Genomic DNA, 26,859 nt, shown 5'->3' with positions numbered 1-26,859 from the left:
CGAGAATTTAACGACCGCTCCCCACCCCAAAACTGACGCTCATCCTCGTCACCGAATCCGCGAGCCGCCCTTCCACACAGCCGTCGCGCGGCCCTGGACGGGCATGCCGTCGAAGGGGGTGTTGCCCGCGTAGGCGGCCATTTTCTTGGCGTCGACCTGCCACGGGGCATCGGCATCGACCAGGATCAGGTCGGCTTCCTTGCCGACCGCCAGCTTTCCGGCGTCGACGCCGAGCAGGGCGGCGGGCGTGCCTGCGAGCAGGTCGAAGAGGCGGGCGGGGGTGACATGGCCGTCGCGGACGAGCTGGAGACCCATCGCGAGCAGGGTTTCGGCGCCCGCCATGCCGGGCTGCGCCTCGGCAAAGGGCAGGCGCTTGTCCTCGGGACCGCGTGGATCGTGGCCCGAGGACAGGATGTCGATCGTGCCGTCGGCGATCGCGGCGAGGCACGCGTGGCGGTCGTCCTCGCTGCGCAGCGGCGGTGAGAGGCGCGCGAAGGTGCGGAAATCGCCGATCGCAGTGTCCGACAGGAAGAGATGCGCGGGGGTGATGCCGCAGAGGACGGGCAGCCCCTTGGCCTTGGCGGCGCGGATCAGGTCGAGCCCGCGCGCGGTCGTGACCTGGCGGAAATGCACGGGCGCGCCGGTTTCCTCGACGAGCGCGAGGTCGCGCGCGATCGCCATCGCCTCGGCGATCGCCGGGGCGGAGGGGAGGCCGAGGCGCGTCGCCATCTCGCCGTCGGTGGCGACCGCGCCTGCGGTGAGGCCCTCGTCCTCGGCATGGATGATCGTGACGAGGCCGAGCGAGGCGGCGTAGCTCAGCACGCGGCGCATGACGCCTGCGTCGGCGATGCGGCCGCGGCCGGTTGCGATGGCGCGCGCGCCCGCCTGTTTCATCAGGCCGATTTCGGCGAGTTCCTTGCCCGCGAGGCCTTTGGTGGCGGCGGCGAGGGGGTGGACCCATAGATCGGGCTTGCCGGCTTTCGCGGCGCGTTCGACGAGCCCGGCGCCGTCGAGCGGGCCGTTGTCGGGCATCAAAGCCGCGCGCGTGATGCCGCCGAAGTGAAAGGCGGGCTTGTCGGTTGCGAAGACGCCGAGGTCGATGATGCCGGGGGCGAGCCACTGGCCCTTGGCGTCGACGGTTTCGGTGCCGTCGGGAAGCTCGGTCGGATCGATCGCGGCGATGCGGCCATCGACGATCAGCAGGCTGCCGGGTCGCGGGGTGTCGCCGTCGATGAGCAGGGCGCCGACGATGTGGAGCGGTTTCAGTTCCATCCGACGACCCCCCGCTTGCGGCGGGTCAATATGTCGAGACAGGCCATGCGCACCGCGACGCCCATTTCGACCTGTTCGGTGATCGTCGAGCGGGTGGGGTGGTCGGCGATGCTGCTGTCGATCTCGACCCCGCGGTTCATGGGACCGGGGTGCATGACGATCGCATCGGGCTTCGCTTTTTCGAGGCGCTTTGGCGTGAGGCCATAGAGCGCGTGATATTCGCGCGCGCTGGGCAGATAGGCGCCGTCCATGCGCTCGTTCTGCAGGCGGAGCATCATCACGACGTCGGCGTCTTTCAGCCCCTCGTCCATGTCGGTGAAGGTCGTCACATGCATGCGGTCGATCGCGGGCGGGGTCAGCGTCGGCGGCGCGACGACGCGCACCTCGTTGCCGAGCAGGGTGAGCGCGAGGATGTTCGAGCGGGCGACGCGGCTGTGCAGCACGTCGCCGCAGATCGCGATGGTCAGCCCCTCGACCTTGCCGAGGCGGCGGCGGATGGTCAGCGCGTCGAGCAGCGCCTGCGTCGGATGTTCGTGGCGACCGTCGCCCGCGTTGAGGACGGGGCAGTCGACCTTGTCGGCGATCAGCTGGACCGCGCCCGAACTCGCATGGCGGATGACGATCGCGTCGGCGCGCATCGCGTTCAGCGTCATCGCGGTGTCGATCAGCGTCTCGCCCTTCTTCACGCTCGATTGCGCGGCGTGCATGTTGACGACGTCGGCGCCGAGCCGCTTGCCCGCGATTTCGAACGACAGCAAAGTGCGTGTCGAATTCTCGAAAAAGGCGTTGATGATGGTGAGGCCCGCAAGCCGGTCGTCGTGCTTTGCCGCGCCGCTGCGGTTCATATCGACCCATTCCTCGGCGGCGTCGAGGACGTAGGAAATCTCCCACGGTGTGAGCTGGGCGATGCCGATCAGGTGGCGATGGCGAAAGGCATCGCCGCCGGGCGGATAGTCGCTGGCGGGTCGGGTAGTGGAGGTTGTCATTAAAGCCGAGCGTTTAGGTGGCGGCGCGCAAATAGGCAAGCGCCGAGGCGAGCCATGGCTCCAATATTCCGAGCCACCAGAGCACAAGCAATAGGATGTCGAGCCAGAGCCAGATCAGCATCCAGGTCATAAAGGGCTGCTTGCGGGTCTTGTGGCGCGCGAACCGCGCGGCGGTAACGATCCCCAGCGCGCCGCCGAGAAAGGCCAGGAGAAGCAGCCGGGACTCGGGTGTACGGCGCATCCCCGCTTCAGCATGGCGCTTGTCTTGCACCATCTCGACGAATGCGAGCAGATTCACGGCGATGAGCCAGCAGAGGATGAGGCTTTCCAAGCGCAATCCCCCGCCTCAGCGCGTCAGCGCGTCGATCGCGCCCTGCAGGATAAAGGCCGCCGCCGCGCTGTCGACGCGTTCCGCCCTTTTTGCCCGGCTGACGTCGGCGGCGATCATCGCGCGTTCGACCGCGGCGGTCGACCAGCGTTCGTCCCAGAGGAGGAGGGGGAGGGCGAGCGGCGCGAGGTTGCGCGCAAAGGCGCGGGTGCTCTGGGTGCGCGGGCTGTCGGTGCCGTCCATGTTGAGCGGCAGGCCGACGACGAGGCCGACGATGTTGTGCTGCGCGATCAGCGCTTTCAGCGTCTCGAGGTCGGCCGAGAATTTCTTGCGGACGATCGTCTTGTCGGGGGTCGCGAAGGACCAGTTTACGTCGCAGAAGGCGACACCGATGGTCTTGGTGCCGACGTCGAGCCCCATCAGGCGGCCGCCGTTCGGGACCTGGGCGGCGAAATCGGGGGCGGCGGTGGTGATCATATGGCGACCGCCATACCCGTTCGCATCGAGCGAAGTCGAGATGCCCATCGGATTTGCATGCCCTGGGGGTGTTTCGACTTCGCTCGACGCGAACGGACTTAGGATTTTGCTTTCTCCGATGCGGACGTCGCGGTCGCTGGCGCCGGCAGCGGCGCCGCCGCGGGCGCGACCGGCGAGGGCTTGCCTTCGTAGGTCGCGAGGCGGCGCAGCACGTCGGCGCGGACATTCGCCCAGAACAGGGTGATGTCGAACACATGATAATTATTGCCGGGCAGGACGTAGCTCGGCGCATAATCCTTCGCGATCTCGGCATCGCCGATCATCAGCAGGCCGCGCGTGTCGTCGCATTTGGCGCCGATCCTGCCCGCGACCAGATTGCCCGCCTTGAAGCCTTCGCTGGGTTTCAGCGTGCCGATATTCGCTTTCGCATCGGCGGCGGTGTCGGGAATGCCGGTGAGCGGATTGGTGCAGAGCATCCGCGTGCCGGCGCGCGGGCGGCCGTCGAAGCCGATCGTGCCGTCATAGGCGTCGAGCACCATGACCGGATCGGCGGGTTCGGCGAAGGTCGCCCAGCTGAGGATGCAGCCTTTCTGCTCGGGCGTTTCGCACGCGGGGAGGCCAAGGCCGGCGAGGTCGGTGTCGACGCTGATCGGCCAGCCGATGACGTAAGCGGCGACGATCCGCTTGGCGAGCGGCGTGCCGGCGATGCGGTTCTTGAGCAGGGTGGTGAGGTGCAGCGCACCCTGGCTGTGGCCCGCGAGGATGATCGGCTGGTTCTTCGGGATCGATGCGAGGAAAGCGTCGAAGGCTTGCTCGACGTCGCGGTAGGCGGCGTCGATCGCCTTGCCCGCGGTGACGCGGTCGGTGGCGAGGAAGGCCCCCAAGGTGGCCTGGCGATAGCGGGGCGCCCAGACCTCGCCCGCGTCGCCGAACGCGCTCGCCATGCCCTGCATGAACAGCGTGGCGCGGTAATTGGCGTCGGCGTCGTCCAGCGGGGCGTTCCAGCTCGCCTTGCTGTAGTAGCTGGTCGGGTGGACGAAGAAGATCGCGGCGTCGCCCCTGGGCGCAGCCTCTTCGGCGGCTTCGGCGGGGGTTGCGGCTTTGGCGGGCGGGATCAGCTTGTCGCTTGCCTTGGCCGCTTCCGCGCCATCCGCGGGCGGGCGCCAGGCGGACGGGTCGTTTTCGAGGCCCGGCCGCGCGAACCACATTTTCGGATCGTCATAGGCGTTGGGTGCGGCCGCCTTCTGCTCGACGAACTCGCTCGACGGCACGAAGGCGACGCGGCCGAACCAGCCGGGATTGAGCTGATAGGCGATGCCGAAGCCGAGGATGAGGATGATGATCGCGGCAATCAGGTAAAGAAATTTGCGGGCCATTGGGGCTCCAGTGGGGGGAGAGGATTTTCAGGCTCTCTAGCCGGTCATGCCGGACGCTTCAAATGGCGCGTGATGGGATCCTCGCCTCTCTTCCACCATGTCGTCCAGGCGCGGTCACATTGGCACTGCGCTTAGCCACTGGGAGGATGATGGTTGAAGCGATCCGGCGGTGATGCTAGCGGCCCAGCTTCTCCCGATAAGGCGACACCAATGGCAATCGATCAGGCAACAGTCAGGAAAATAGCGTCGCTGGCGCGTATCGCGATCAGCGATGCCGAAGCCGCCGCGATGGAAGGCGAACTCAACGGCATCTTGGGCTGGGTCGAGCAACTCGGCGAAGTCGATGTGACCGGGGTCGAGCCGATGACCGCGGTGATCCCGAACAAGCTGCGGCTGCGCGACGATGTCGTCGACGCTGACCCGCTGACCGGCGGCAACCGCCGCGACGATATTCTGGCGAATGCGCCGGCGGCGATGCACGGCTTCTTTGGGGTGCCGAAGGTGATCGAATGATGGCCCGCGCCACACTCTCCCCGTTTGTCCTGAGCTTGTCGAAGGACCGTCCTTCTTCAACGCTCAAAGACAAGAACAGCCCTTCGACAAGCTCAGGGCGAACGGATTTTGGACATGACTGATCTTACGAATCTAACGGTAGCGCAGATCCGCGACGGGCACCGCGCGGGCGATTTTTCCGCTGTCGAAGTGGCGGAGGCGTTCAATACCAATGTCGCGGGCGCGAAGGCGCTCAATGCGTTCATCGTCGAGACGCCCGAGCATGCGCTGGCGGCGGCCAGACAGGCCGATGCCGACCGCGCGGCGGGAACGCTGAAGCCGCTGTCGGGCGTGCCGATCGGGATGAAGGATCTGTTCGCGACGAACGGCGTCCAGACGACCGCGGCGAGCCATATGCTCGAGGGTTTCGTGCCGCGGTACGAGTCCACGGTTTCGCAGAAGCTGTGGGACGCGGGCGCGGGGATGCTCGGCAAGCTGAACCTCGACCAGTTCGCGATGGGTTCGTCGAACGAGACCTCCTACTTCGGCAATGTGATCAGCCCGTGGCGGCGCAAGGATGGCGGCAATGCCGCGCTCGCGCCGGGCGGTTCGTCGGGCGGGTCATCGACCGCAATCGCGGCGCGGCTGTGCCCCGCGGCGACGGGGACCGACACCGGCGGCTCGATCCGCCAGCCCGCGGCCTTCACCGGCATTTCGGGGATCAAGCCGACCTATGGCCGCTGCTCGCGCTGGGGCATCGTGGCGTTCGCGAGCTCGCTCGACCAGGCGGGGCCGATGGCGCGCGACGTCAAGGACTGCGCGATCATGCTCGAGAATATGGCGGGTTTCGATCCGAAGGACGCGACCAGCCTCGACCTGCCCGTGCCGAATTGGGAAGCGGCTTTGTCGAGCGATCTCAAGGGCAAGACGGTCGGTATTCCCAAAGAATATCGCTTGGAGGGCATCGATCCCGAGATCGACGCGATGTGGGATGCCGGCATTGCGATGCTGAAGGATGCGGGGGCCGAGGTCGTCGAGATCAGCCTGCCGCACACCAAATATGCGCTGCCGACCTACTATATCATCGCGCCCGCCGAGGCGTCGTCGAACCTCGCGCGCTATGACGGGGTGCGTTACGGCCTCCGCGACCTGCCGCAGGGCGCGGGGTTGCAGGACATGTACGCCGCGACGCGCGCCGACGGTTTCGGGGCGGAGGTCAAGCGCCGCATCATGATCGGCACCTATGTGCTGTCGGCGGGCTTCTACGACGCCTATTATACGCAGGCGCAGAAGGTGCGGACGCTGATCGCGCGCGATTTCGAACAGGCTTTTGCGTCGTGCGACGTAATCCTAGCGCCGACCGCGCCGTCGGCGGCGTTTGGGCTCGGCGAGAAGATGGCCGATCCGCTGGCGATGTACCTCAACGACGTGTTCGCGGTCCCCGCGAGCCTCGCGGGGCTGCCAGCGATGTCGGTTCCCGCGGCGCTGAACCGCGACGGGCTGCCGCTGGGGTTGCAGATCATCGGCAAGGCCTTCGACGAGCAGGGTGTGCTGAACGCGGGTCTGGCGATCGAGGAACGCGCCGGGTTTACGGCGCGGGCGGAGAAGTGGTGGTGAATTAATGAGGTGTTCCCCCGCGAAGGCTGGGGTCCATCTCCGGATGGTTCTGGTTGGAGGCGGTGAGAGATGGGTCCCCGCCTTCGCGGGGACACACTAAGGATTTGATATGTCTGATTATCGCATCAAAGGCGAAACCGGCGAGTGGGAGGTCGTGATCGGCCTCGAGGTCCATGCGCAGGTCACCTCCAACGCCAAGCTGTTCTCGGGCGCCGCGACGGCGTTCGGGGCCGAGCCGAACACGCAGGTGTCGCTTGTCGACGCCGCGATGCCGGGGATGCTGCCGGTGCCGAACCGCGAGTGCATCCGCCAGGCGGTGCGCACCGGCATGGCGATCGAGGCGCAGATCAACACATGGTCGCGGTTCGACCGCAAGAATTATTTCTACGCCGACCTGCCGCAGGGCTATCAGATTTCGCAGCTTTATCATCCGCTTGTCGGCGAAGGTTCGCTGACGATCGCAGCTGACGAGAAAGCCGGCATCCCGGCCGACAAGGTGATCGGGATCGAGCGCATCCATGTCGAGCAGGACGCTGGCAAGCTGATGCACGACCAGCATCCGACGATGTCCTACGTCGACCTCAACCGCTCGGGGGTCGCGCTGATGGAGATCGTCTCGCGCCCCGACATGCGCTCGCCCGCCGAGGCCGGCGCCTATGTCCGCAAGCTGCGCTCGATCCTGCGCTATGTCGGATCGTGCGATGGCAATATGGAAGAAGGCTCGATGCGCGCCGACGTCAACGTCAGCGTGCGGCGACCCGGCGACGAATTCGGGACGCGCACCGAGACGAAGAATGTCAATTCGGTGCGCTTCGTGATGGCGGTGATCGAGGGCGAGGCGAAGCGCCAGGTTGCGCTGATCGAAAGTGGCGGCACGGTGGTGCAGGAAACGCGGCTCTACGATCCAGACCGCAACGAGACGCGCTCGATGCGCTCGAAGGAAGACGCGCATGATTATCGCTACTTCCCCGATCCCGACCTGTTGCCGCTCGAACTCGACGAGGCGTTTCTGGCCGAGTGCCGCGCGAGCCTGCCCGAACTGCCCGACGCCAAGCGTGCGCGCTATCTGGCGGCGGGCATCAGCGCCTATAACGCCGATGTGCTGACCGCCGAGGTCGAGGCGGCGCGCTGGTTCGATGCGTTGCTCGAAGCGGGCGCGAAGCCGGTGGCGGCTGCGAACTGGGTGACGAGCGAGCTGTTCGGCGCGCTCAACCGCCTCGGCAAGGACATTACCGAATCGCCGGTCAGTCCGGCGCAGGCGGCCGAATTGCTTGGGCTGGTCGCCGACGGCACGATTTCCGGCACGATCGCCAAGCAGGTGTTCGAGAAGATGCTGGAGAGCGGCGACGCGGCGGGCGTGATCGTCGAGCGCGATGGCCTCAAGCAGACCAGCGATACCGGCGCGATCGAGGCCGAAATCGCCAAGATCCTGGCCGCCAACGCCGACAAGGTCGAGCAGTATAAGGGCGGCAAGGAAGCGCTGTTCGGCTTCTTCGTCGGCCAGACGATGAAGGCGATGCAGGGCAAGGCGAACCCGCAGGTGGTGAACGAGCTGCTGAAAAAGGCGCTGGCCTAACGCGTTGCGCCGCTTAATCTCCTGCGTATGAGTCGGGGGAGAGCGGGGATGCGGCATCGGAGAGCGGGAGCCTTGACGCGCGCGGCGCTGGTCGGGGCGCTGGCGCTGGCAGCGGCGCCGAGCGCGGCGCAGGAGGCGAACGATGCGGTCAGCGATGGCGAAGACGTGACCGCCACGGTGGTGCTGCCCCCCACCGACGAGGCGATCGACCCCGCCACGATCCCGATGCCCGTGCTGGCCTTCACGCCCGACCCCAAATGGGAGAAGGACTTCGACAAATATTATTATTTCAACCGCGCCGACACGAGTTTTGCAGAGGCGCTGGCTGACCTTCGCGAGTGCGACGGCCTGTCGCGCGGGCTGGCGAGCCCTTTCGGCAACAGCGATGTGCCCTATCCCTATAACAGCACGGCGCCCGGACTGATCGGCGGCGCGCTTGCGAACGTGATGATCGCCGCGATCGTCGGCTCGGCGCAGCTGCGCGCGATGCGCCGCGTGAACATGCGCCGCTGTATGTTCCACAAGGGCTATGACCGCTTCGGCCTGCCCAAGGATATGTGGCAGACGTTCAATTTCGAAGAGGGTTTCGGCGGCCTGCCCGAGGAGGCGCGGCAGGCGTTTCTGAAACAGCAGGCGCGTGTCGCATCGGGACCGCGCCCGGCAACCGCGGCGCTGGGGCGATGATCATGCGGCCCTGGCTGTCTGCGCTCGCGCTGTTCGCCGCTGTGCTTCCCGCCGCGGCGGCCGGCGCCGACGGCGACGACTATGCGCCCGTCGGCGACAAGCAGGTGATCGCGCTCGATCCGAACGCGAGCTATGTCATCCTGCAGACCAATTCCGATAGCTCGATGTTTTCCTTTGGGCTGACCTTGCTGCGGCGCCCGACGGACGCGGACCGCGCCGACTATGTGCGCCGCCGCGGCGAGGCTCTGGTCAAGGCGCGCGAGAAATGGGAGCGGCGGCACAAGGACTGGGCCGGTAATGTTGCGGCCTGGGACAGGGCCAGGGATGGGCAGCGGCCCAAGAAGCGGCCGGTCGAGCCCGTCGAGCCGACCGACGCCAATCTGGCCTTCGCACCGATCGACCGCGAGAATATGGTGCAGGTCGGTCCGTTCGAGCGCTTTGCAAAGAAGGATGGCCGCTCGACCTTTGTCCACAAGGTGAAGCCTGGACGATATGTCTTTTATGGCCCGATCATCTTCAACGCCAACGGCGCGGGCGGCACCTGCATGTGCATGGGGTCGATTGAGTTCGAGGTGCCCGAAAAGACGATCGTCCATGCCGGGATGATGCGGCTGAACTGGATGGACGAGCGCGCGAAGGCGAAGGCCGAGGGGCGGCCGGTTCCCAAAACCGACCTCGACCTGCCGCCCGAAATGAATGCGGTCAGTTGGGAGCTGCCGCGCGCCGGCGCGAGTATCGACCCGCGGCTGGCGTCGTACAAGATCGTGCCCGCGCAGATGCGCGCCGCAGGGCCGTTTCCCAATTATTTCGGCGTCGGCGTCGACCGGATCACCGCGATCCCGGGCGTGATCGGCTATCAGCGCGATCGGATCATTGCGGGAAATTGAACGACAAGAGCGGGGCCTGACGTCGGGTGCTGGATCCTAGCCGACCGGCAGCGTGCGGATGTGGACGAGGCCGTCCTTGGTCCAGATCGTCAGATTCTCCGGATTGTCGGCGTCGCGCGCGACGAGCGGGCCATAGAGGCCGGCGCCGAAGCCCTTTTCGCGGTCCTTGGCGGTAAAGGCCTTGATGTCGGCGGGGCCGAGGTCGAGCGCGTAAGGGATCAACCGTTCGATCTCGGCAAAGCCGGCGGTCAGTGCCGCCTTGGCGAGCTTGCCGCCGTCGGCGCTCCACAGCGCAACATTCTCGCGGTGATCGTAGCTGCGCCTGGCCAGTTGGACGACGCTGGTCACCGTCTGGCGATAAAAGAGCGGCGACACGCCGCCCTTCGGTGCGGCCTTGTGCTCGATCCGGATGTCGGCGGTAACGCGGATCTGGGTGAAGTCGGGCGACAGCGCATAATGATAGCTGACGAACGCAGCCTGCGGCGTCGCGGCATTGGCGGCGAAGCTGCGCCGCGCGCCGGGCGACACATCCTTGGTCGGCGCGATCGTCTGCAGGCCGAACCAGTCGGGCTTTTCGAGGGCGGCCTTGGTCGCCGCAAGCGCGAGGGCGTCGACATTGTAGCCCTGCAGCGCATCGCGCAGCGGCGCGACCGCCGCCTCGGCGCGCCCGGTCGCCGAATCCTGCAGCCGCGCGCGCTTGTCGTCCATGCCCGAGATGATCAGCGCGCCGATCAGGTCGCCGCCGGTCGAGGCCGCGACGCGGCCGACGTCGATGCTGACCTCGATCTCGGTCTGGGCGAGGCCGACCATCGCCTCGCGTCCGCCGGGCGCCTGCCGCTCGCGCGCGGCGATGGTGGCGGGGGCGTCGGGTTCCTTCGGCTTGGCGAGCGCCGCGGCCGGAATCAGCGATGCGGCGAGGAGAAAGGTGGTCAGGGCGCGCACGAAGGACTCCATCGAAGAGGCAGCGGCGGGGCGGGCGAGCCGCCCCGCGGCGTGGGGCTTATTTCACGCCCTTGGCGAATTCGATGAAGTTCTTGACGAACACTTCGCGCAGCTCGGTCTCGGCCGCCTCGGTCTCGTCGGTGGTCTTCGGCGGGAAGTGCGACAGGCCGTTGCCGCCGCGGCCCTTGACCAGCGCCGCCTTGTCCTTGCCGGTGCGGAAGTCCTTGACGATGAAACGGTTGTTGAGCGAACGGCCGTAGATCGCCTTCTTGGTGTAGAAATTCTGGGTGATCACCAGCTCGACATAGCAGGGCGCCTTCGACGTGCTGAGGCGCGTTGCGGCCTTGGTCGTGATCTTGCGGTCGGCGATCGGCGTTTCGAAGATGACCTGCGACGGCGGCAGCTTGAGCGCCTCGACGACGTTGATCGAATTGAGCGCGTCGATCTGCATCTGCGGGCCGAGCGCGTCCTTGAGGTAATCGGCGTCGCTGATGTTGCGGTTCTTGTTCGACGCGGCGTCGGCGACCGCGCCGACGATGCCGAAGCCCGATAGCCAGCCGGTGGTCATCGCCTGACCCTCCAGCGTCGGGAAGATGTGCAGCTCGCACGCAGGCGGCGGGGCGGCGGGCGCAGCGGCCTCGGGAGCAACGCTCGCCGCCTCGGCGACGGGCGCGGCTTCGGCGGGCGCGCTGCTGTCCTGTGCGATCGCCGGTGCGGCGGCGATGCACGACGCGGCGAAAATTGCCAGGCCGGCCTTGGCGGGTGTGAACTTCATTGCTGTCCTCCTGTTGGTGCTTCGGTTGTCGGTATGTCTGCGGGTGGTTCGGGTGCGGCCGTGGGCGGGACCTGTGCGGCGGCGGGCGCTGGCTCGACCAGCAGGGCGGTGTCGGCGATCGGCGCGGGCGGGGTGGCGGAGACGCCGACGGTAAAGGCGATCGGCTCGCCGGTGCGCGCTTTCAGCTCGCGGCCGCGCGGGATGACGCCGGGCTTGCCCTTGATGAGGGCAGAGAAGACGCCAACCGCGAACATCGTCGCGGCGGTGGCACCATCCTTGTTCGCACCTTCCTCGCGGTACCGACCGCTCAGCGCGACCTGACGGTCGCCGATCTGCATCTGGCGGAGCGTGATGCCGATGATGCCGGGTTTGCCGAACGCGCCCTTGTTGGTGGTGAAAGTGACCTCGCCATAGCCGGGTGCGCCCTTCGGGATGACGACCGTATCCCGATCGATGACATCATGGACCACCACCACCGGGAAGCGGTCGCCGAGCTTTGCGGTCATCGTCGACAGATCGGCGTCGAGCATGACGAAGAGCACGGTGCCCGCGGGGAGCGTTGCGACGATGGTCGGAACGTCAGGACGGATCGCGGCAGCTGGAATGGAGTCCGCTTCGACAGCGGGAACGGCGGGCGCGTCAGCGACGACAGGCTCGGCTGCGCTCGCGGCGCCCGCAAAACTCCAGCAAACGGCCGCCGAAATGCCGGCAGCCACTCCCCCCAAACGCATTTATGCGACCCCCGTCGCCGGCCCGAAGGACCGGATACCCGGTTGCTAATTCGTGCTTATATCTTTGCAAGCGCTTTTTGCGCGGCCGCCGAAAAGCGAGCGAAAACTAGGTCCGATTTGGCGTTTCTCGATGGAGGACGCGGGAGAACTGGCCGCCCCTCAAATCTCCTGCGGCGGAACCTCGGCGGGGCCGCGGCCGGGGGCGTCGAAGTCGCCGCCGCCGGGGGCGCCTGGAATTTCCTGCGGCTGGCCCGCGGGGTCTTCGAGCGGCGCGGGGCGGGCCGGATGTTCGGGGGGCGATTGTGGTTCGATCGTGTCGGGCTTGGGCTTGGGAAGCGGGTCCGGGCCGTTCGTCATGGTCATTCTCCTCGCCGAATCAACGAACGGGCGCTACGCATGTTCCGGTGGCGGAAAGGGCTTAGGCAAAGGGGGCTTTGCGCCCTTGCCCTCGGCGATGCGTCTGCTATAGCCCCGCGCGGCCCGCACGGGCGTGCGCGGCAGCGCGCGGCGCCGTGCATCCCGGCCGAAAGCTCTCAGCGGGCGTGGCGGAATTGGTAGACGCGCTGGTTTTAGGTACCAGTATCGCAAGATGTGGGGGTTCGAGTCCCTTCGCCCGCACCACCTTTGCGAGCAGATGCCGGGAATGGGGAACTTCGTCATCATGGCGGGGTTCGATACGAGATTTTGAGCAAGGATAAGACCAAGGCAATGAAGACCGTCGAAACGCTGAACGAAGGCCTGAAGCGCGAATATCGCGTCACCATCACCGCGAAAGACATCGACGCGCGCGTCGACGACGAAGTGAAGGCGATCGCGCCGACCGTGCGCATGCCCGGCTTCCGCCCCGGCAAGGTGCCGCCGAACCTGATCCGCAAGATGCATGGCGACGCGCTGAACGCCGACGCGCTGAACAAGGCGATCGATCAGGGCGTCCGCGACCTGATGGCGAAGGAAAAGCTGCGCCCCGCATTGCAGCCCGGTGTCGCGCTGGACGAAGGTTATGAGCGCGGCAAGGACGCCGAGCTGACCGTCAGCCTGGAAGTGCTGCCCGAAATCGAAGCCCCGTCGATCGACGGGCTGAAGCTCGAGCGGCTGACCGTTCCCGCCGACGACAAGGCGGTGATGGCGAAGATCGAAGAATTTGCGGCGCAGATGAAGCGCTTCGAGGAAGCGCCCAAGACCAAGAAGGCTGCGACCGGCGACCAGGTGATCATCGACTTCGCCGGCAGCGTCGACGGCGTCGCCTTCGACGGCGGCACGGGCGAGGACATGGCGGTCGAAATCGGGTCGGGCCAGTTGATCCCGGGCTTCGAAGACCAGCTGGTCGGCACCAAGGTCGGCGACGAGAAGGTGCTGAAGGTCACGTTCCCGGACGAATATCCGGTTGAGACTTTGAAGGGCAAGCCCGCCGAATTCGCCGTCACGGTGAAGGAAGTGAAGGTCCCGGCGGCGTCGAAGATCGACGACGATTTCGCGAAGTCGCTGGGCCTCGAAAGCCTCGACAAGCTGAAAGAGCTGATGAAGGACCAGGTCGAGCAGGAGCTGAACGGCCTGACCCGCACCTATATGAAGCGCAAGCTGCTCGACCAGCTCGCCGCGGCGCATGATTTCGACGTGCCGCCGACGATGGTCGAGGCCGAATTCAACCAGATCTGGCAGCAGCTCGAGCATGAGGCCACCCACGAAGCCGATCCGGAAGCCGCCAAGGCCGAGCTGGAAAAGGATCGCGACGAATATCGCGCGATCGCGGTGCGCCGCGTCCGCCTGGGCCTGCTCCTCTCGGAAATCGGCCAGGCGCATGGCGTCCAGGTGTCGAACCAGGAAATGTCGCGCCTGATCCAGCAGGCGGCGCAGCAGTATCGCCCCGAAGACCGCCAGCGCTTCGTCGAATATGTCCAGCAGGACGCGCTCGCCGCGGCGCAGATCCGCGCCCCGCTGTATGAGGACAAGGTCGTCGACTTCCTGTTCGAAAAGGCCGAGATCAGCGACCGCGAGACCACCCGCGAAGAGCTGGAAGCCGCGATCGAGGCCGACGACGATCATGTCCACGGCCCGGGCTGTGGCCATGACCATCACGACCACGACCACAAGCCCGCCAAGAAGGCCGCCGCGAAAAAGCCGGCCGCCAAGGAGGCGGTGAAGGAAGAGGCCAAGGCCGAGGACGCGCCTGCCAAGAAGGCGCCGGCGAAGAAGGCCGCTGCGGCGGAGGAAAAGCCGGCGGCGAAGAAGGCTGCTGCTCCAAAGGCGGAAGCCAAGGACAAGGCCGAGCCCGCGAAGAAGGCTCCGGCCAAGAAGGCCTCTGCGAAGAAATAAGCTTCGCGCCGAGTGAATGGGCAAAAAGGCCGGGTGGAGGATGCTCCGCCCGGCCTTTTTTGCTCGCACAAAGCCACGAAGCCACAAAGAAGGGCTTTCGCCAAACCGTTTGTGCTGAGCTCGTCGAAGCACTGTTCTTGTTTTCGACGTCGAAAGAAAGACGGCCCTTCGACAAGCTCAGGGCGAACGGGAGAGAGCCACTTTGTGGCTTAGTGACTTTGTGCGAGCCTCTTTAGAGCGCCCGCATCCAATATTGCAGCTCGTGCGCCTCTTCCACACGGCCGCCCACAGCCTTCCACTCGAACCACGCCGTGACCCCGACCAGCGGCGCATAGCCGCGGCCCCGCCAGAAGGCGTCGAGCGGGCGATAGTCGGCGGGGCGGGCGGGGTGGTCCGCGGCGCGGATCACGCTGCAGAAGGCAGCGTGCGCCGCACCACATGCGCGGGCCTGCGCCTCGCGATGATCGAAGAAGGCGTGGCCGATGCCTTGGCCGCGATAGCGGCCGAGCAGGACCGACTCGCCGAAGTAGAAGATGCCGTCGGCGTCGAAGCCGGCGGCGGCGAGCGGGTCTTGCCATGCGGCGTCCTGCGTTGCCAGCGGCGCGGCGGTGGCGGCGCCGACGATTTCGGCGCCGTCGCGGGCAACGACGACCACCGCGCCGTCGGCGGCGGCAAAGTCGGCGAGATAGCCGGCCTCATAGGCCGCGTCGCCATCGTAGAGATAGGGGAAGTCGCGGAACACCGCGATGCGCAGCCGGGCGAGGGCAGGGATGATCTCGGCCAGCCCCGCGCCCGTGACCGGGACGACGCTGACCGTCATGCGCCGACCTGCTTCAGCCAGTCCTGCAGATTGTAATAGGTGGTGACGCGGTCGATCAAGCCATCGGCATTGACCGACAGAAAGGCGCCGCCGGGGAGGCGATAGGTCTGGCCGTTCGCGGGCGGAAGACCCTCGTCGGTGGCGAGATAGGTGCCGTTGACGACGAATTCGGCCGCGGCGCGGTCGCCCTCGGCGAAGATCATCATGTCGGTCAGCTGCTCGCGGTAGCAGCGCGTCATATGCGCGTTGAAGTCGGCGAACAGCGCCTTGCCGTGCCGCGGTTCGCCCTGGTTGACGTCATGACGCACATCGTCGGCGACGAGCGCGAGCATCGCGTCGGTGTCGCCCGCGTTGAAAGCGGCGTAATAGGCGGTGACGATGTCGCGCGTGGTCATGGGTGCTCCGAATCCTGTGTTGCTTTCCTATATCGTCCTTCCCGCTTTCGCGGGATGGCGAAGAGGGGATCGGGCAGCGCGGCCAATCTCAGATCACGGCCATATTGTAGCAGTGCCAGCTGAAGATCGCCGCCGCGCCGCGGTGCGGGCGCCAGGGTTCGGCAAGCTCGCGCACGGCCTTTTCGCTGGGGCGCGCATCGAGCTGGAGGATGCGGCCGACGGCTTCCTGCACCGCGAGGTCGCCCGCGGGCCAGATGTCCGGGCGGCCCTCGGCGAAAAGCAGATAGATTTCGGCCGACCAGCGGCCGATGCCCTTGACCTTGGTCAGCAGGGCGATCGCCTCTTCGTCATCGGCGGGGAGGGCGTCGAATTTGAGTTCGCCGTCGATCACCAGCTGTGCGAGGCTTTTCGCATAGCCCTGTTTCTGCGCCGACAGGCCGCAGGCGCGCAGGGCGTCGAATTCGGCGGCCGCGATGACTTCGGCGGGGCATCCCTCGCCGAATCCCGCCTCCAGCTTGTTCCAGATCGAGGTGGCCGCGGCGACGCTGACCTGCTGGCCGACGATCGTGCGGAGCAGCGTGGTATAGCCGGGTTCGCGGAGGCGCGGTTCGGGATAGCCCGCATTGCCGAGCGCGCGCGCGAAATTCGCGTCGCGCTCCGCCAGCGCGTCGATTCCCGCGTTCAATTGCTGCTGGCTGAGACCCATCGCCATATTCTCCTTTTGTTCCGGCGGCTATCACTAGCAATGCTTGATTTGCCGCGCAACGCACGACATAGCGCCTGCAACAAAGACGCTAAGAGGGACGAGCATGGCCAAGCTGATTGTGGTGACGCGCGACGGGACCGAACATGAGATCGAGGGCGACACCAGCCTGACCGTGATGGAAAATATCCGCGACGCGGGCTTCGACGAACTGCTGGCGCTGTGCGGCGGCTGCTGTTCCTGCGCGACCTGCCACGTCCATGTCGAGGCGGGCGCGGCCGATCAGCTTCCCGCGATGAGCGAGGACGAGAACGACCTGCTCGATTCGACCACCGACCGCGACGATACGTCGCGCCTGTCGTGCCAGATCCCGTTCAGCGACGCGCTCGACGGCCTGCGCGTGCGGATCGCCGCCGAGGACTGAGCCTTACCGGCCCGCCGTCGCGACCGCGTAGAGCGCGATCGCCGCGGCGTTCGAGATGTTGAGGCTCTCCATGCGCGGCGAGATGGGGAGTTTCGCGAGCACGTCGCAATGCTCCATGACATTGTGGCGCATGCCGTCGCCCTCGGAGCCGAGCACCAGCGCGACCTTGCTGCCGTCGAGCGTTTGCCCGAGCGTCGTGTCGGTGTCGCCCATCAGCCCGATGCGCCAATATTGCGCCTCGGCAATCTCCTCCAGCGCGCGCGAGAGGTTGACCACGCGCACCCACGGCACGCTTTCGAGCGCGCCCGACGCCGAGCGGGCAATGACGCCGCTTTCGGGCGGGCTGTGGCGATCCTGCGTGACGATCGCCGCGGCGTCGAACGCCGCCGCCGAGCGCAGCACCGCGCCGATATTGTGCGGGTCGGTGACCTGGTCGAGGATCAGCAGGGGGCGCCGGCTGTCGGCATCGACTTCCTGTTGCAGCAGGTCGCCGAGATAGATTTCCTCGAGCGGGTCGACCTCGATCACCAGCCCCTGATGCGGCGCGTCGCGCGCCACGAGCCGAGCAAGATCGGCGACGTCGGCATAGGTGATCGGAATGACCGGCGGCAGGTCGAGCTGGCCGAGCGCTTCGCGGGTGCCCCAGATGCGCTTGACGGTGCGCTCGGGGTTGGCGAGCGCGGCGAGGACGGCGTGGCGGCCCCAGAAACGGACGGCCTGGCCGCGCGGGCCCGGTCCCTGTGGGCGGCGGTGACGGGAAAATTGTCTCATGGCCGCGCCTTTCCCATGACTGCCATTGACAGGCAAGCCTCGTTTCGCCATTGGGCCTCTTCCCGACGCGGACCCCATGGACAGGTGGCCGAGTGGTTAAAGGCAGCAGACTGTAAATCTGCCCGGTTTTCCGTACGCTGGTTCGAATCCAGCCCTGTCCACCACCCTTCCGACAGCATCGATGACCGGGCGCGCTGTGGCGCGGTTTTCGGTCCCGTATACAAGCTCTTGATGATCAGGCGCGGGTTTCGCAAGGTCGGCGCATGGTCCGTCGATCCAGCCCGAATCCCAAGGGACTCCGCCAATTCCTCGCTCCCGAACAGCAGCGGGCATGGCTGGAAGGAACCGCAACGCCGGTCGATGCGGCGGAACGGCAGGAGCCGGTCGAGCAGCGGATCAGGGGCGCTGCTCGGTCGTCCGTGCCCATTCGGCGAGGCGGCCCTGTTGCTTGATGGTTTTCAGGCACACCACGGTCGCCAGCCGGTGGACGCCTGGAAGTTTCGAGAGGTCGTATCGCAGCAACTCGTCGAGATGGTCGACCGACCGCGCGAAAATCTTGAGCATATAATCGCTGTCGCCCGCGGTGGTGTGGCATTCGACGACGGCGGGGTGCGCCATCACCGCCGCCTCGAAGTCGGTATGCGCGTCGAGGCCGATGCGTACCTCGACGAAGCTCTGCACCGCGAGGCCCAGCGCCGCCGGGTCGAGCTGCGCGGCATAGCCGCGGATGACGCCCTTCTCCTCCAGGCTGCGCACCCGCGTCCAGCAGGGCGATTTGGAGAGCCCGACGGTCTCGCCGAGTTCGGCGAAGGATTGGCGGCCGTCCTGTTCGAGTGCGTCGACGATTTTCCAGTCCAGACGGTCCATATCCTGTCTCCGATGAATGCGGCGGTCGGCGTCACTTGAAGTCCGGCTGGACCTCGGGATGCGCGGCGGCGAAGGCGGGCAGCGCGCGCGCGGCCGCGGCGGCGGCGAGCACCCGCGGGAAGGCGGCGAGATCGACGTTGTAGCGCTCGGCATTATAGACCTGCGGCACGAGATAGCAGTCGGCGAGCGTCGGGGTGTCGCCGAACGCGAAGGCGCCGCCGCTTTCACCGATCAGCGTTTCGGCGGCCGCCAGGCCCTCGCCGACCCAGTGCGCGATCCAGTCCTTCACCTGCGCGTTGCTGGCGTCGAACTGGCTGCGCAGCCGGTTGAGGACGCGCAGGTTGTTGAGTGGATGGATGTCGCATCCGATCAGCGCCGCGAGCGCGCGGACGCGCGCGGCGTCTTCAGGCGATTGCGGCAGTAAGGAAGGCTCGGGCCAGCGGGCGTCGATCCATTCGAGGATCGCCGGGCTTTCGATCAGCGTCCGGCCATCCTGTTCGAGCGCCGGCACCAGACCATGGGGCGCAATCGCGAGATAGGCGGGGTCGCGCTGTTCGCCGGCGCGTAGGTCATGGGCGATCTGGCGATAGGGCACGCCCTTGATGTTGAGCGCGATACGCACGCGGTAGGCTGCGCTCGACCGCCAATAGCCATGCAGGATCGTCTCGCTCATAAACTCTCTCCGCTCTCGTTGGGCGAGACCATTAGGCTGTTCCGCCATGATTCGCCAACATCGGCTTGTTGGAACATCATTTTGCCAAGCGAAGAACGATCGATTGCATGCTGCCGGTATCGCAGAACGAATGCCTCGTCGTCGGTGTGGCTCGAGTTATATTGCGAACAATGTTCGCCGCGACCGGTCCTAAGCTTGGCCAAAGCCTGGGGAGGCCGGATTGGCTGCCAAACATATCTTCGATACGCCGCCCGCGGGCGTCGCCGCGGACTGGACGATGGACCAGAATTGGCGCGCGTTCACCCCGGCGCAGCATGCGACTTGGCGGACGCTGTTCGACCAGCAGTCGGCGGCGCTGGGCGGCTATGCCTGCCGCGATTTCCTGCGCGGGCTCGATATATTGCGCGCGGTAGAGCCAGGCGTTCCGGATTTTGCGGCGCTCAACCGGATATTGAAGCCCGCGACGGGGGGGTGGGAAATCGTCGCCGTCCCCGGCTGGATTCCGAACCGGCCCTTTTTCGAGCATCTGACCAACAAACGCTTCCCGGCCGCCAATTTCGTTCGGCCTCCCGACCAGATCGGTTACAGCGAAGAGCCAGACATGTTCCACGATATTTTCGGCCATGTCCCGATGCTGACCAACCCCGCTTTTTCGGAATTTCTCGTCGCTTATGGGCAGGCGGGGCTGCGCGCCGAGGCGATGGGCGCAGCCGATTTTCTGGGGCGGCTCTGGCTCTATACGGTCGAGTTCGGTCTCGTCGTCGAAGCGGGCGAATTGCGCGCGTTCGGCGGCGGGCTGTTGTCGAGCTATGCCGAGGCGCTGCGCTCGCTCACCTCGGCCGAGCCGCGCCGCATCTGGCTGGATATCGAGCGGGTGATGCGGACCCAATATCATTTCGACGAATTCCAGCGCGTCTATTTCGTCGTCGAGAGTTTCGAGGCGCTGCTGCGCGCGACCGAGGAAACCGACTTCGCGGGCATCTATGCGCGCATCGCCGATCAGGCGGCGATTGCGCCCGAAGATGCTTTTCCCGGCGATCGCGCTTATGAGGGGCCCTTGCAGCCGGTCCGGGCGGGACCGGCCTTCATGAAGGAGGCAGCGCGCCGATGATCCGGAAGAGCAGCGACGGCGCGACCGACATCTTCGAGACCGAGATCGACGGCGAAACGATCCAGTGGGACAATGGCCTGACCTATGCGCGGCATCTGCAGACTGCCCAACTGCTGTCGGCGCAGGTGCCGGTGTCGGACAAGCCCGACGAGATGCTGTTCATCATCATGCATCAGACGATGGAGCTGTGGCTGAAGCTGGTGCTGCACGAAGGGCGGCTGGTGTATGATGCGATCAAGACCGACCGGGTGGAAGTGGCGGGCAAGGGGCTCGACCGGATCGCGACGATCCAGCGCCACATGATCCACAGCTGGGAAGTGCTCGCGACGCTGACTCCGCACGACTTCCTGACCTTTCGCGGCTTCCTGCGCCGCGCCTCGGGCTTTCAGTCGCAGCAATATCGCGAGCTTGAATATCTGCTCGGCAACAAGCGCGCGGATATGATGATCGTTCACAAGGACGACCCGGCGGCGACGGCACGGCTTCGGGCGACGTTCGAAGCGCCGTCGCTCTACGACGAGCTGCTGCGGCTGCTCGCGCGGCGCGGCTTCGCCATTCCCGCCGATCATCTGGAGCGCGACTGGACCAAGCCCTATGAAGCGTCGGAGGCGGTCGAACAGGCTTGGCTTGCGATCTACAGCGATCCCGATCGGCACTGGGACCTCTATATGCTCGCCGAAAAGATCACCGCGCTCGAATATTATTTTCAGGAATGGCGCTTCAAGCACATGAAGACCGTCGCGCGGGTGATCGGCCACAAGCCGGGGACGGGCGGGTCGTCGGGGGTCAATTATCTGGTCAAGGCGCTGAGCCTGAGCTTCTTTCCCGAACTCTGGTCGATGCGCACCGAGATGACCGCGCCGCGCGAAGGCGGCGACTATGCCGAAGGGAAGGGCGCATGAGCCGGATCTGGGACATTTCGCAGCCGCTGCATGCCGCGGTGCCGGTGTGGCCGGGCGAGCCGGCGTTCGCGCTGCATAGCCATGCGGTGATCGGCGACGGTTGTCCGGTCAATGTCGGGGGCATGTTCACGCCGCTGCACGCGGGGACGCATGGCGATGCGCCGCTGCACTATGCCAATGACGGGGCTTCGTCGGCCAATTGCGATCTCGACGCCTATATCGGGCCGTGCGTGCTGCTTGATGTGCGCCATGCGCGCGGGCGGGTCGAGATTGCCGACCTTGATTGGGATGCGATTGCGGGCGCGGAGCGTGTGTTGCTGCGGACCTATGAGCAGTTTCCGCACATCGAATGGGACAGCGATTTTACCGCAATCGCCAGCGACGTGATCGCGCGGATGGGGGCGATGGGTGTGCGCCTGATCGGCACCGATGCCGCGTCGCTCGATCCCGAACAGTCGAAGACGCTCGACGCGCATCAGGCGGTGAAGGCGGCGGATATGCGGATCCTGGAAGGGTTGGTGCTCGATGACGTGCCGCCCGGCCGCTACGAGCTTGTCGCGCTGCCGCTGCGCATCGTCGGCGCCGACGCCAGCCCGGTGCGCGCCATCCTGAGGGAGATCGCATGACCGACACGATATTCGCTACCGATGTGGCGGCGCTCGACGCCGCCGATCCGCTCGCAGCTTTCCGTGATCGGTTTCACCTCCGCGAAGGGCTGATCTATCTCGACGGCAATTCGCTCGGCGCGCTGCCCAAGGCGACGGGCGACCGGATCGCCGATGTGGTCGGCAGCGAATGGGGCGAGGGGCTGATCACCTCGTGGCTCGGGGCCGAATGGTCGACCGCGCCGCGGCGGATCGGCGACAAGATCGGGCGGCTGATCGGCGCGGCGCCGGGCGAGATCGTCGCGACCGATTCGACCTCGGTCAATATTTTCAAGGCGTTGACTGCCGCCCTTTCATTGCGGCGTGAACGGACGGTGATCCTGTCCGAAGCGACCAACTTTCCGACCGACGTCTATATGATGCAGGGGATCGAGGCCTTTTCGGGCGGGCGGGTGAAGGCGGTGACCGTTGCCCCCGACGATATCGTCGATGCGCTGACCGACGATGTCGCGGTGCTGCTGCTGACGCAGGTTCATTACAAGTCGGGCCGGGTGCGCGACATGGCGGCGATTAGCAAAGCGGCGCACGATGTCGGCGCGCTCGTCGTCTGGGATCTCAGTCACAGCGCGGGCGCGATCCCCGTCGACCTCAACGGCGCGGGCGCCGATTTCGCGATCGGCTGCGGCTACAAATTCCTCAATGGCGGCCCCGGCGCGCCCGCCTATCTCTTCGCGGCGGCGCGGCACCATGCCGCCACCCCGGTGCTGTCGGGCTGGTTCGGCCACGCGCGGCCGTTCGATTTCGAGGAGGATTATGATCCGGCCGCCGGGATCGAACGCTTTCAGTGCGGGACGCCGCCGGTGCTCGGCCTGTCGGCGCTCGAGGTCGGCGTCGATCTGATGCTCGAGGCCGACATGGCCGAAATCCGCCGCAAGTCGCTCGCCCTCGGCGACCTGTTCATCGAGCGGATGCGGCCCTTGTGCGACGCTCATGGCTTCCAGCTGGTGAGCCCGCAAAACCACGCGGAGCGCGGCAGCCAGGTCGCCTATGCCCATCCCCAGGGATATCAGATCGTCCAGGCGCTCAAGGAATTTGACGTCATCGCGGATTTTCGGACGCCCGATATTTTGCGCTTCGGGCTGACGCCGCTTTACCTGCGCTATCAGGACATCGTCGACACCGTAGAACGGCTCGAGAAGGTCTGCGTAACGCGCGCGTGGGACAAGCCGCAATATCATCAGCGGGCGGCGGTGACGTGAGCGAGGCGTCGGCCCCCTTTCTGCCCAAGTCGCGCGTCGCCGCGGTGCAGGCCGCGCCGGTCTTTCTCGACACCGCGGCGACCGTCGACAAGGCCTGCGCGCTGATCGCCGAAGCGGCGGGCAATGGCGCTGCGCTTGTCGCCTTTCCCGAGGTGTTCGTGTCGGCCTATCCCTATTGGAACTGGCTGATGACGCCGATCGAGGGCGCGGCGTGGCACGAGCGCCTCTATCGTGCGTCGCTGTCGATCGACGGGCCCGAGGTTGCGGCCTTGGGCAAGGCGGCGCGCGAGCATGGCTGCACCGTCGTCATCGGGATCAACGAACGCGATCCGGTCAGCGTCGGCACGCTCTACAACACCAACCTGATCATCGGCGCCGACGGCGGCCTGCTCGGGCGCCACCGCAAGCTGGTGCCGACCTGGGCCGAGAAGCTGACATGGGCAGGCGGGGACGGCAGCTCGATCCGCGTCTATGCCACGCCGGTCGGGCCGCTCGGCACGCTGGCATGCGGCGAGAACACCAACACGCTCGCGCGCTTCGCGCTGCTGTCGCAGGGCGAGCTGGTTCATGTCGCCAACTATATCGCGCTGCCCGTCGCGCCCGCGTCGTACAATATGGCCGAGGCGATCAAGATCCGCGCGACCGCGCATAGTTTCGAAGGCAAGGTCTTCACGATTGTCGCTTGCTCCGCAGTGAGCGAGGAAATCGTCGCCGCGATGTCCGAGGGCCGCCCGCAGAACCGCGATCTGCTGTCGCGGCAGAACAGCGCCTGGTCGGGCGTCATCGACCCGCACGGCAATCCGGTCGGCGAGCCGCTGATCGACAGCGAGGGCATCGTCTATGCCGATATCGACCTTGGCGAGTGCATCCGCCCCAAGCTGATGCACGACATCATCGGCGGCTATAACCGCTTCGACATCTTCAACCTGACGGTCGACCGGACCCCCCGCGCGTCGGCGCAGTTCATCGACGCGCCGCCGTCCGTCGATCGCGACGAGGAGGAGGAGCCGTCATGACAGGCCGCAGCACGATCATCGACCCGCGCGACGATGTGCTCGGGCGCGCGCGCGTCACCGACACGCCCGAACTGGAGGCCTTTTATCAGGAGCTTGCGGCGCGCAATGCAGGCGCTTTCTGGAAACGCGCCAATGCGATCGAGCCGTGGGAGCCGGAGACGCGCTATCGTCCGACGCTGTGGCGCTATGCCGACATGCGCGCAATGTGCCTGCGCGCGCTCGATCTGGTGAAGCCCGAAGAGGCGGGGCGGCGTGTCGTGACTCTGCTCAACGACAGCGATGCGGGTCGCGAGAATGTCGCGGTGTGTGGCTGGTTGTTCAGCGGCATGCAGGCGATGCGGCCGGGCGAGATCACCCCCGCGCACAAGCACACCGCGTCGGCGCACCGCTTCATCATGGAGGGGCAGGGCGCCTATACCGTCGTCGACGGGCATCACATCACGCTGGGCGCCAATGATTATGTGCTGACGCCGGGGGGCTGCTGGCACGACCATGGCGTTGTCGCCGACGGCGCGGTGTCGATCTGGCAGGACGGGCTCGACATTCCGCTGATGAATAGCCTCGAGACCAATTTCTATGCGGTCTATGACCGGCCCGCACAGAGTGCTGCATTTCCGGTCGATGACTTGCCGCTGAGCTATGGCGGCGGCCTGCGGCCGGAGGGGGTGCCCGCGTGGGAAAAGCCCTATTCGCCGGTGATGGTCTATCGCTGGGAGGCGACGCGCGATGCGCTGTGGAACCTCGCCAAGGTGTCCGACGGTTCGCCGTTCGACGGGCATATGCTGCGCTATTCGAACCCGCTCACCGGCGGCTGGGCGCTCCAGACGATGGGCGCGCATATGCAGATGCTTGAAGCCGGCTTTCGCGGCAAGGCGCACCGGCACACGGGTAACGTCGTCTACAATGTCGCGGGCGGGCGCGGCTATTCGATCATCGGCGGCGAGCGCTTCGACTGGCAGACGCATGACATTTTCTGCGTCCCCGCATGGACCTGGCACGAGCATGTCAATCTCGACGCATCCGAGGAAGCCTTCCTCTTCTCGTTCAACGATTTCCCCGTGATGGAGGCGCTCGGCGTCCGGATCGAGGAAGCACTCCACGACAATGACGGACATCAACCATGCGCTTTGTGACCTATCGCACCGTCGAGACCGAACCGCGGCTCGGTCTGCTCCATGACGGGCTCGTCATCGACGTCGAATATTTCGGCGATGCGATCGGCAATGACCTGCCCTCGACGATGCTCGACTTCATCGATCTCGGGCCGATCGCGCTGAGATTCCTGCAGGACGCCGTCGCCGCGGCGACGACCGCCGACCTGGTCGGCACGTCACTGCCCGCGGGCAATGTCGCGCTGCTCGCGCCGATCCCGCGACCGCGCAAGAATATCTTCGGCATCGGTCTCAACTATACCGAGCATGTCGCTGAATCGGCGCGCGCGCTCGACACGTCGCTCGACCTGCCGCAGCAGCCGGTGATCTTCTCGAAACCGCCGACCGCGGTCGCCGCGTGGAATGACCCGATCCGCCACAATGCCAAGGTGACGCAGCAGCTCGACTGGGAAACCGAGCTCGCGGTGATCATCGGCAGCACCGCGCGCCACGTCGCCGAGGGCGACGCGCTGAACCATGTGTTCGGCTATACCGTGATCAACGACGTTTCGGCGCGCGATTGCCGCCGCGCCGGGCAATGGATCGTCTCGAAGGGGCAGGACAGCTTCGCCCCGATGGGACCGTGCATCGTCACCGCCGACGAAATCGGCGATCCGCACAACCTCAATATCCTGACCCACGTCAACGGGGTCGAGAAGCAGAACAGCAACACGCGCTTCATGTTGTTCAACGTGCCGCAACTGATCGCCGATATCTCCAGCGTGATAACGCTCGAGCCCGGCGACATCATCGCAACCGGCACCCCCGCAGGCGTCGGCGCGGGGCGTACGCCCCCCGAGTTTCTGTGGCCCGGCGACGTCGTCGAATGCACCGTCGAGGGCATCGGCACGCTACGCAATCCGATCGTCGCCGTGTGACGCCAACGACAGTTCGTCAGGCTTGCTGCGGCCTGATCTCGAAGGCCAGCACCGCGCGGCCTTCCTCCTGAAGCGCGGCGGCGAGTGCGTCGCCGCGGATTTCGGTATAGCCGTGTGCGACCGCCTTGAACGTCATGACGTTGTTGTCGAGCATCTGGTCGACGGTGATGAAGCGCATATGGTTGTCGGCGATCAGCGTTCCAAACCCGGCCGCGGTCGGCGCTCGCTCGCGCGGATATTGCACGCTCAGATAGACGATGCGGCGCTGCGGCGCCCAACGCTCGGTCAGGCCGATCGCCGCGAGGACGAGCAGGGTCGCCAGCCCGCCGAAGATCGCGAGCTCGTAAAAGCCGACGCCGAACAGCATGCCGAGCGTCGCGGTCGTCCACAGCGACGCCGCGGTCGTAAGGCCGCGGACGCTCAACCCCTCGCGAAAGATGACGCCGCCGCACAGAAAGCCGATGCCGGTCAATATGCCATGCGCCATGCGGACGGGATCGATGCGGATCACCTCGATCGGCGCGTCGCTGATCCACGCCATCTGATGCACCGCCGACAGCATCAGCAGGCAGCAGGAGAGCGCGACGAGGATATGGGTGCGCAGGCCCGCCGGGCTTGCCCGATATTCGCGTTCGGCGCCGATGATCGCGCCGGCCAGGACGGCGCCCGCGATCGGCCACAGCAGCGCTTCGTCAATCATTCCGATGTGCCTGCCATCTCGCCATGCCCTGCTAACGCGGCGCGGCGCACCCGGTTGCGCGATGGCCGCCCGGGCAAGCGAAGAGGGCCACGGGTTCGGGCCCTGGAACCCGCCCTCTCGCCGCCTAC

30 protein-coding genes and 2 tRNA genes are annotated in these 26,859 nt (G+C 66.3%); 16 read left to right on the top strand and 16 right to left on the bottom strand.

Features of this window, described 5'->3' with window-relative positions; all coding sequences use genetic code 11:
* Positions 1-48: 48 nt before the first annotated feature.
* From ATE67_RS17320 to ATE67_RS17300, 5 genes are all read right to left on the bottom strand, one after another.
* Complete coding sequence (locus ATE67_RS17320; RefSeq protein WP_058817906.1) at positions 49-1,272, bottom strand: dihydroorotase; 1,224 nt, start codon at positions 1,270-1,272, stop codon at positions 49-51.
* Positions 1,263-2,258 (bottom strand): aspartate carbamoyltransferase catalytic subunit, encoded by a 996-nt coding sequence (locus ATE67_RS17315; RefSeq protein WP_058817905.1) that lies wholly within the window; start codon positions 2,256-2,258, stop codon positions 1,263-1,265. The genes ATE67_RS17320 and ATE67_RS17315 overlap by 10 nt, the downstream gene beginning before the upstream one ends.
* A 13-nt stretch (positions 2,259-2,271) precedes the next feature.
* A complete protein-coding gene (locus tag ATE67_RS17310; RefSeq protein ID WP_058817904.1) occupies positions 2,272-2,589 on the bottom strand; it encodes a DUF1294 domain-containing protein in 318 nt (105 codons plus the stop codon).
* A gap of 15 nt (positions 2,590-2,604) precedes the next feature.
* Positions 2,605-3,063, bottom strand: a complete 459-nt coding sequence (ruvX, locus tag ATE67_RS17305; protein ID WP_058817952.1) for a Holliday junction resolvase RuvX — start codon at positions 3,061-3,063, stop codon at positions 2,605-2,607.
* Between the two features lie 98 nt (positions 3,064-3,161).
* Positions 3,162-4,439, bottom strand: a complete 1,278-nt coding sequence (locus ATE67_RS17300) for a DUF3089 domain-containing protein (protein ID WP_058817903.1) — start codon at positions 4,437-4,439, stop codon at positions 3,162-3,164.
* A 210-nt stretch (positions 4,440-4,649) separates the two neighbouring features.
* Between ATE67_RS17300 and gatC the strand changes: the two genes are divergently transcribed.
* The 5 genes from gatC to ATE67_RS17275 all read left to right on the top strand — a co-directional run bounded on the left by gatC (position 4,650) and on the right by ATE67_RS17275 (position 9,695).
* The gene (gene gatC, locus ATE67_RS17295) at positions 4,650-4,952 is read left to right on the top strand and encodes an Asp-tRNA(Asn)/Glu-tRNA(Gln) amidotransferase subunit GatC (RefSeq protein ID WP_058817902.1); all 303 of its coding nucleotides are present in this window, start codon (positions 4,650-4,652) and stop codon (positions 4,950-4,952) included.
* A 114-nt stretch (positions 4,953-5,066) separates the two neighbouring features.
* A complete protein-coding gene (gene gatA / locus ATE67_RS17290) occupies positions 5,067-6,548 on the top strand; it encodes an Asp-tRNA(Asn)/Glu-tRNA(Gln) amidotransferase subunit GatA (protein WP_058817901.1) in 1,482 nt (493 codons plus the stop codon).
* A gap of 109 nt (positions 6,549-6,657) precedes the next feature.
* Entirely contained in the window at positions 6,658-8,124 is a 1,467-nt protein-coding gene (gatB, locus tag ATE67_RS17285) for an Asp-tRNA(Asn)/Glu-tRNA(Gln) amidotransferase subunit GatB (RefSeq protein ID WP_058817900.1), read from the top strand.
* 72 nt (positions 8,125-8,196) lie between these two features.
* Positions 8,197-8,808 (top strand): hypothetical protein, encoded by a 612-nt coding sequence (locus ATE67_RS17280; protein ID WP_231728212.1) that lies wholly within the window; start codon positions 8,197-8,199, stop codon positions 8,806-8,808.
* 2 nt (positions 8,809-8,810) lie between these two features.
* Positions 8,811-9,695 carry a hypothetical protein gene (locus ATE67_RS17275; protein WP_058817898.1) on the top strand — a complete coding sequence of 295 codons (885 nt, stop codon included), beginning with the start codon at positions 8,811-8,813 and terminating at the stop codon, positions 9,693-9,695.
* Positions 9,696-9,731: 36 nt separating this feature from the next.
* Here the strand turns inward: ATE67_RS17275 and ATE67_RS17270 are convergent, their stop codons facing one another.
* The 4 genes from ATE67_RS17270 to ATE67_RS17255 all read right to left on the bottom strand — a co-directional run bounded on the left by ATE67_RS17270 (position 9,732) and on the right by ATE67_RS17255 (position 12,500).
* Positions 9,732-10,637 (bottom strand): hypothetical protein, encoded by a 906-nt coding sequence (locus ATE67_RS17270; RefSeq protein ID WP_156417096.1) that lies wholly within the window; start codon positions 10,635-10,637, stop codon positions 9,732-9,734.
* A 58-nt stretch (positions 10,638-10,695) separates the two neighbouring features.
* Positions 10,696-11,412, bottom strand: a complete 717-nt coding sequence (locus ATE67_RS17265; RefSeq protein ID WP_058817896.1) for a hypothetical protein — start codon at positions 11,410-11,412, stop codon at positions 10,696-10,698.
* Entirely contained in the window at positions 11,409-12,143 is a 735-nt protein-coding gene (locus ATE67_RS17260; RefSeq protein ID WP_156417095.1) for a hypothetical protein, read from the bottom strand. The genes ATE67_RS17265 and ATE67_RS17260 overlap by 4 nt, the downstream gene beginning before the upstream one ends.
* Before the next feature lie 159 nt (positions 12,144-12,302).
* Complete coding sequence (locus ATE67_RS17255; protein WP_058817894.1) at positions 12,303-12,500, bottom strand: hypothetical protein; 198 nt, start codon at positions 12,498-12,500, stop codon at positions 12,303-12,305.
* Positions 12,501-12,679: 179 nt separating this feature from the next.
* On the opposite strand from ATE67_RS17255, the gene ATE67_RS17250 reads away from it, so the two are divergent.
* Both ATE67_RS17250 and tig read left to right on the top strand, forming a co-directional pair.
* Positions 12,680-12,764: transfer RNA gene (locus tag ATE67_RS17250), tRNA-Leu, on the top strand.
* 87 nt (positions 12,765-12,851) lie between these two features.
* Positions 12,852-14,456, top strand: coding sequence for a trigger factor (gene tig, locus ATE67_RS17245; RefSeq protein ID WP_058817893.1), 1,605 nt, complete (start codon positions 12,852-12,854; stop codon positions 14,454-14,456).
* Between the two features lie 232 nt (positions 14,457-14,688).
* On the opposite strand, the gene ATE67_RS17240 is transcribed toward tig, so the two are convergent.
* The 3 genes from ATE67_RS17240 to ATE67_RS17230 all read right to left on the bottom strand — a co-directional run bounded on the left by ATE67_RS17240 (position 14,689) and on the right by ATE67_RS17230 (position 16,377).
* On the bottom strand, positions 14,689-15,276 hold the full coding sequence (locus ATE67_RS17240; RefSeq protein ID WP_058817892.1) for a GNAT family N-acetyltransferase: 588 nt from the start codon (positions 15,274-15,276) through the stop codon (positions 14,689-14,691).
* Entirely contained in the window at positions 15,273-15,671 is a 399-nt protein-coding gene (locus ATE67_RS17235; RefSeq protein ID WP_058817891.1) for a ketosteroid isomerase-related protein, read from the bottom strand. Before ATE67_RS17235 ends, ATE67_RS17240 begins: the two co-directional genes overlap by 4 nt.
* A gap of 88 nt (positions 15,672-15,759) precedes the next feature.
* A complete protein-coding gene (locus ATE67_RS17230) occupies positions 15,760-16,377 on the bottom strand; it encodes a DNA-3-methyladenine glycosylase family protein (RefSeq protein ID WP_058817951.1) in 618 nt (205 codons plus the stop codon).
* Positions 16,378-16,480: 103 nt separating this feature from the next.
* On the opposite strand from ATE67_RS17230, the gene ATE67_RS17225 reads away from it, so the two are divergent.
* Complete coding sequence (locus ATE67_RS17225; protein ID WP_058817890.1) at positions 16,481-16,798, top strand: 2Fe-2S iron-sulfur cluster-binding protein; 318 nt, start codon at positions 16,481-16,483, stop codon at positions 16,796-16,798.
* A gap of 3 nt (positions 16,799-16,801) precedes the next feature.
* Here the strand turns inward: ATE67_RS17225 and rlmB are convergent, their stop codons facing one another.
* On the bottom strand, positions 16,802-17,569 hold the full coding sequence (rlmB, locus tag ATE67_RS17220; RefSeq protein ID WP_058817889.1) for a 23S rRNA (guanosine(2251)-2'-O)-methyltransferase RlmB: 768 nt from the start codon (positions 17,567-17,569) through the stop codon (positions 16,802-16,804).
* Between the two features lie 78 nt (positions 17,570-17,647).
* On the opposite strand from rlmB, the gene ATE67_RS17215 reads away from it, so the two are divergent.
* Positions 17,648-17,733: transfer RNA gene (locus ATE67_RS17215), tRNA-Tyr, on the top strand.
* 232 nt (positions 17,734-17,965) lie between these two features.
* Here the strand turns inward: ATE67_RS17215 and ATE67_RS17210 are convergent.
* Both ATE67_RS17210 and maiA read right to left on the bottom strand, forming a co-directional pair.
* Positions 17,966-18,436, bottom strand: a complete 471-nt coding sequence (locus ATE67_RS17210; RefSeq protein ID WP_058817888.1) for an Lrp/AsnC family transcriptional regulator — start codon at positions 18,434-18,436, stop codon at positions 17,966-17,968.
* Positions 18,437-18,467: 31 nt separating this feature from the next.
* Positions 18,468-19,109, bottom strand: a complete 642-nt coding sequence (maiA, locus tag ATE67_RS17205; RefSeq protein ID WP_058817887.1) for a maleylacetoacetate isomerase — start codon at positions 19,107-19,109, stop codon at positions 18,468-18,470.
* A 220-nt stretch (positions 19,110-19,329) separates the two neighbouring features.
* On the opposite strand from maiA, the gene phhA reads away from it, so the two are divergent.
* Genes phhA through ATE67_RS17170 form a run of 7 tightly spaced genes read left to right on the top strand, consistent with a single transcriptional unit; the run spans position 19,330 to position 26,031 of the window.
* A complete protein-coding gene (gene phhA / locus ATE67_RS17200; protein ID WP_058817886.1) occupies positions 19,330-20,220 on the top strand; it encodes a phenylalanine 4-monooxygenase in 891 nt (296 codons plus the stop codon).
* Positions 20,217-21,122 (top strand): tryptophan 2,3-dioxygenase, encoded by a 906-nt coding sequence (locus ATE67_RS17195; RefSeq protein ID WP_058817885.1) that lies wholly within the window; start codon positions 20,217-20,219, stop codon positions 21,120-21,122. The genes phhA and ATE67_RS17195 overlap by 4 nt, the downstream gene beginning before the upstream one ends.
* Entirely contained in the window at positions 21,119-21,748 is a 630-nt protein-coding gene (kynB, locus tag ATE67_RS17190; protein WP_058817884.1) for an arylformamidase, read from the top strand. The genes ATE67_RS17195 and kynB overlap by 4 nt, the downstream gene beginning before the upstream one ends.
* Positions 21,745-22,986, top strand: a complete 1,242-nt coding sequence (kynU, locus tag ATE67_RS17185) for a kynureninase (RefSeq protein WP_058817883.1) — start codon at positions 21,745-21,747, stop codon at positions 22,984-22,986. Before kynB ends, kynU begins: the two co-directional genes overlap by 4 nt.
* Complete coding sequence (locus tag ATE67_RS17180; RefSeq protein ID WP_156417094.1) at positions 22,983-24,002, top strand: carbon-nitrogen hydrolase family protein; 1,020 nt, start codon at positions 22,983-22,985, stop codon at positions 24,000-24,002. The genes kynU and ATE67_RS17180 overlap by 4 nt, the downstream gene beginning before the upstream one ends.
* Positions 23,999-25,135 (top strand): cupin domain-containing protein, encoded by a 1,137-nt coding sequence (locus ATE67_RS17175; protein ID WP_058817882.1) that lies wholly within the window; start codon positions 23,999-24,001, stop codon positions 25,133-25,135. Before ATE67_RS17180 ends, ATE67_RS17175 begins: the two co-directional genes overlap by 4 nt.
* Positions 25,123-26,031, top strand: a complete 909-nt coding sequence (locus tag ATE67_RS17170; RefSeq protein WP_058817881.1) for a fumarylacetoacetate hydrolase family protein — start codon at positions 25,123-25,125, stop codon at positions 26,029-26,031. Before ATE67_RS17175 ends, ATE67_RS17170 begins: the two co-directional genes overlap by 13 nt.
* A 16-nt stretch (positions 26,032-26,047) precedes the next feature.
* On the opposite strand, the gene ATE67_RS17165 is transcribed toward ATE67_RS17170, so the two are convergent.
* The gene (locus ATE67_RS17165; RefSeq protein ID WP_058817880.1) at positions 26,048-26,731 is read right to left on the bottom strand and encodes an MgtC/SapB family protein; all 684 of its coding nucleotides are present in this window, start codon (positions 26,729-26,731) and stop codon (positions 26,048-26,050) included.
* Positions 26,732-26,859: the final 128 nt, after the last annotated feature.

The organism is Sphingopyxis sp. H050 (genome assembly GCF_001468265.1).
Taxonomy (GTDB): Bacteria; Pseudomonadota; Alphaproteobacteria; order Sphingomonadales; family Sphingomonadaceae; genus Sphingopyxis.
Note: the sequence above shows the minus strand (reverse complement) of the source record. Positions and strands in the feature narration are given on the sequence as shown.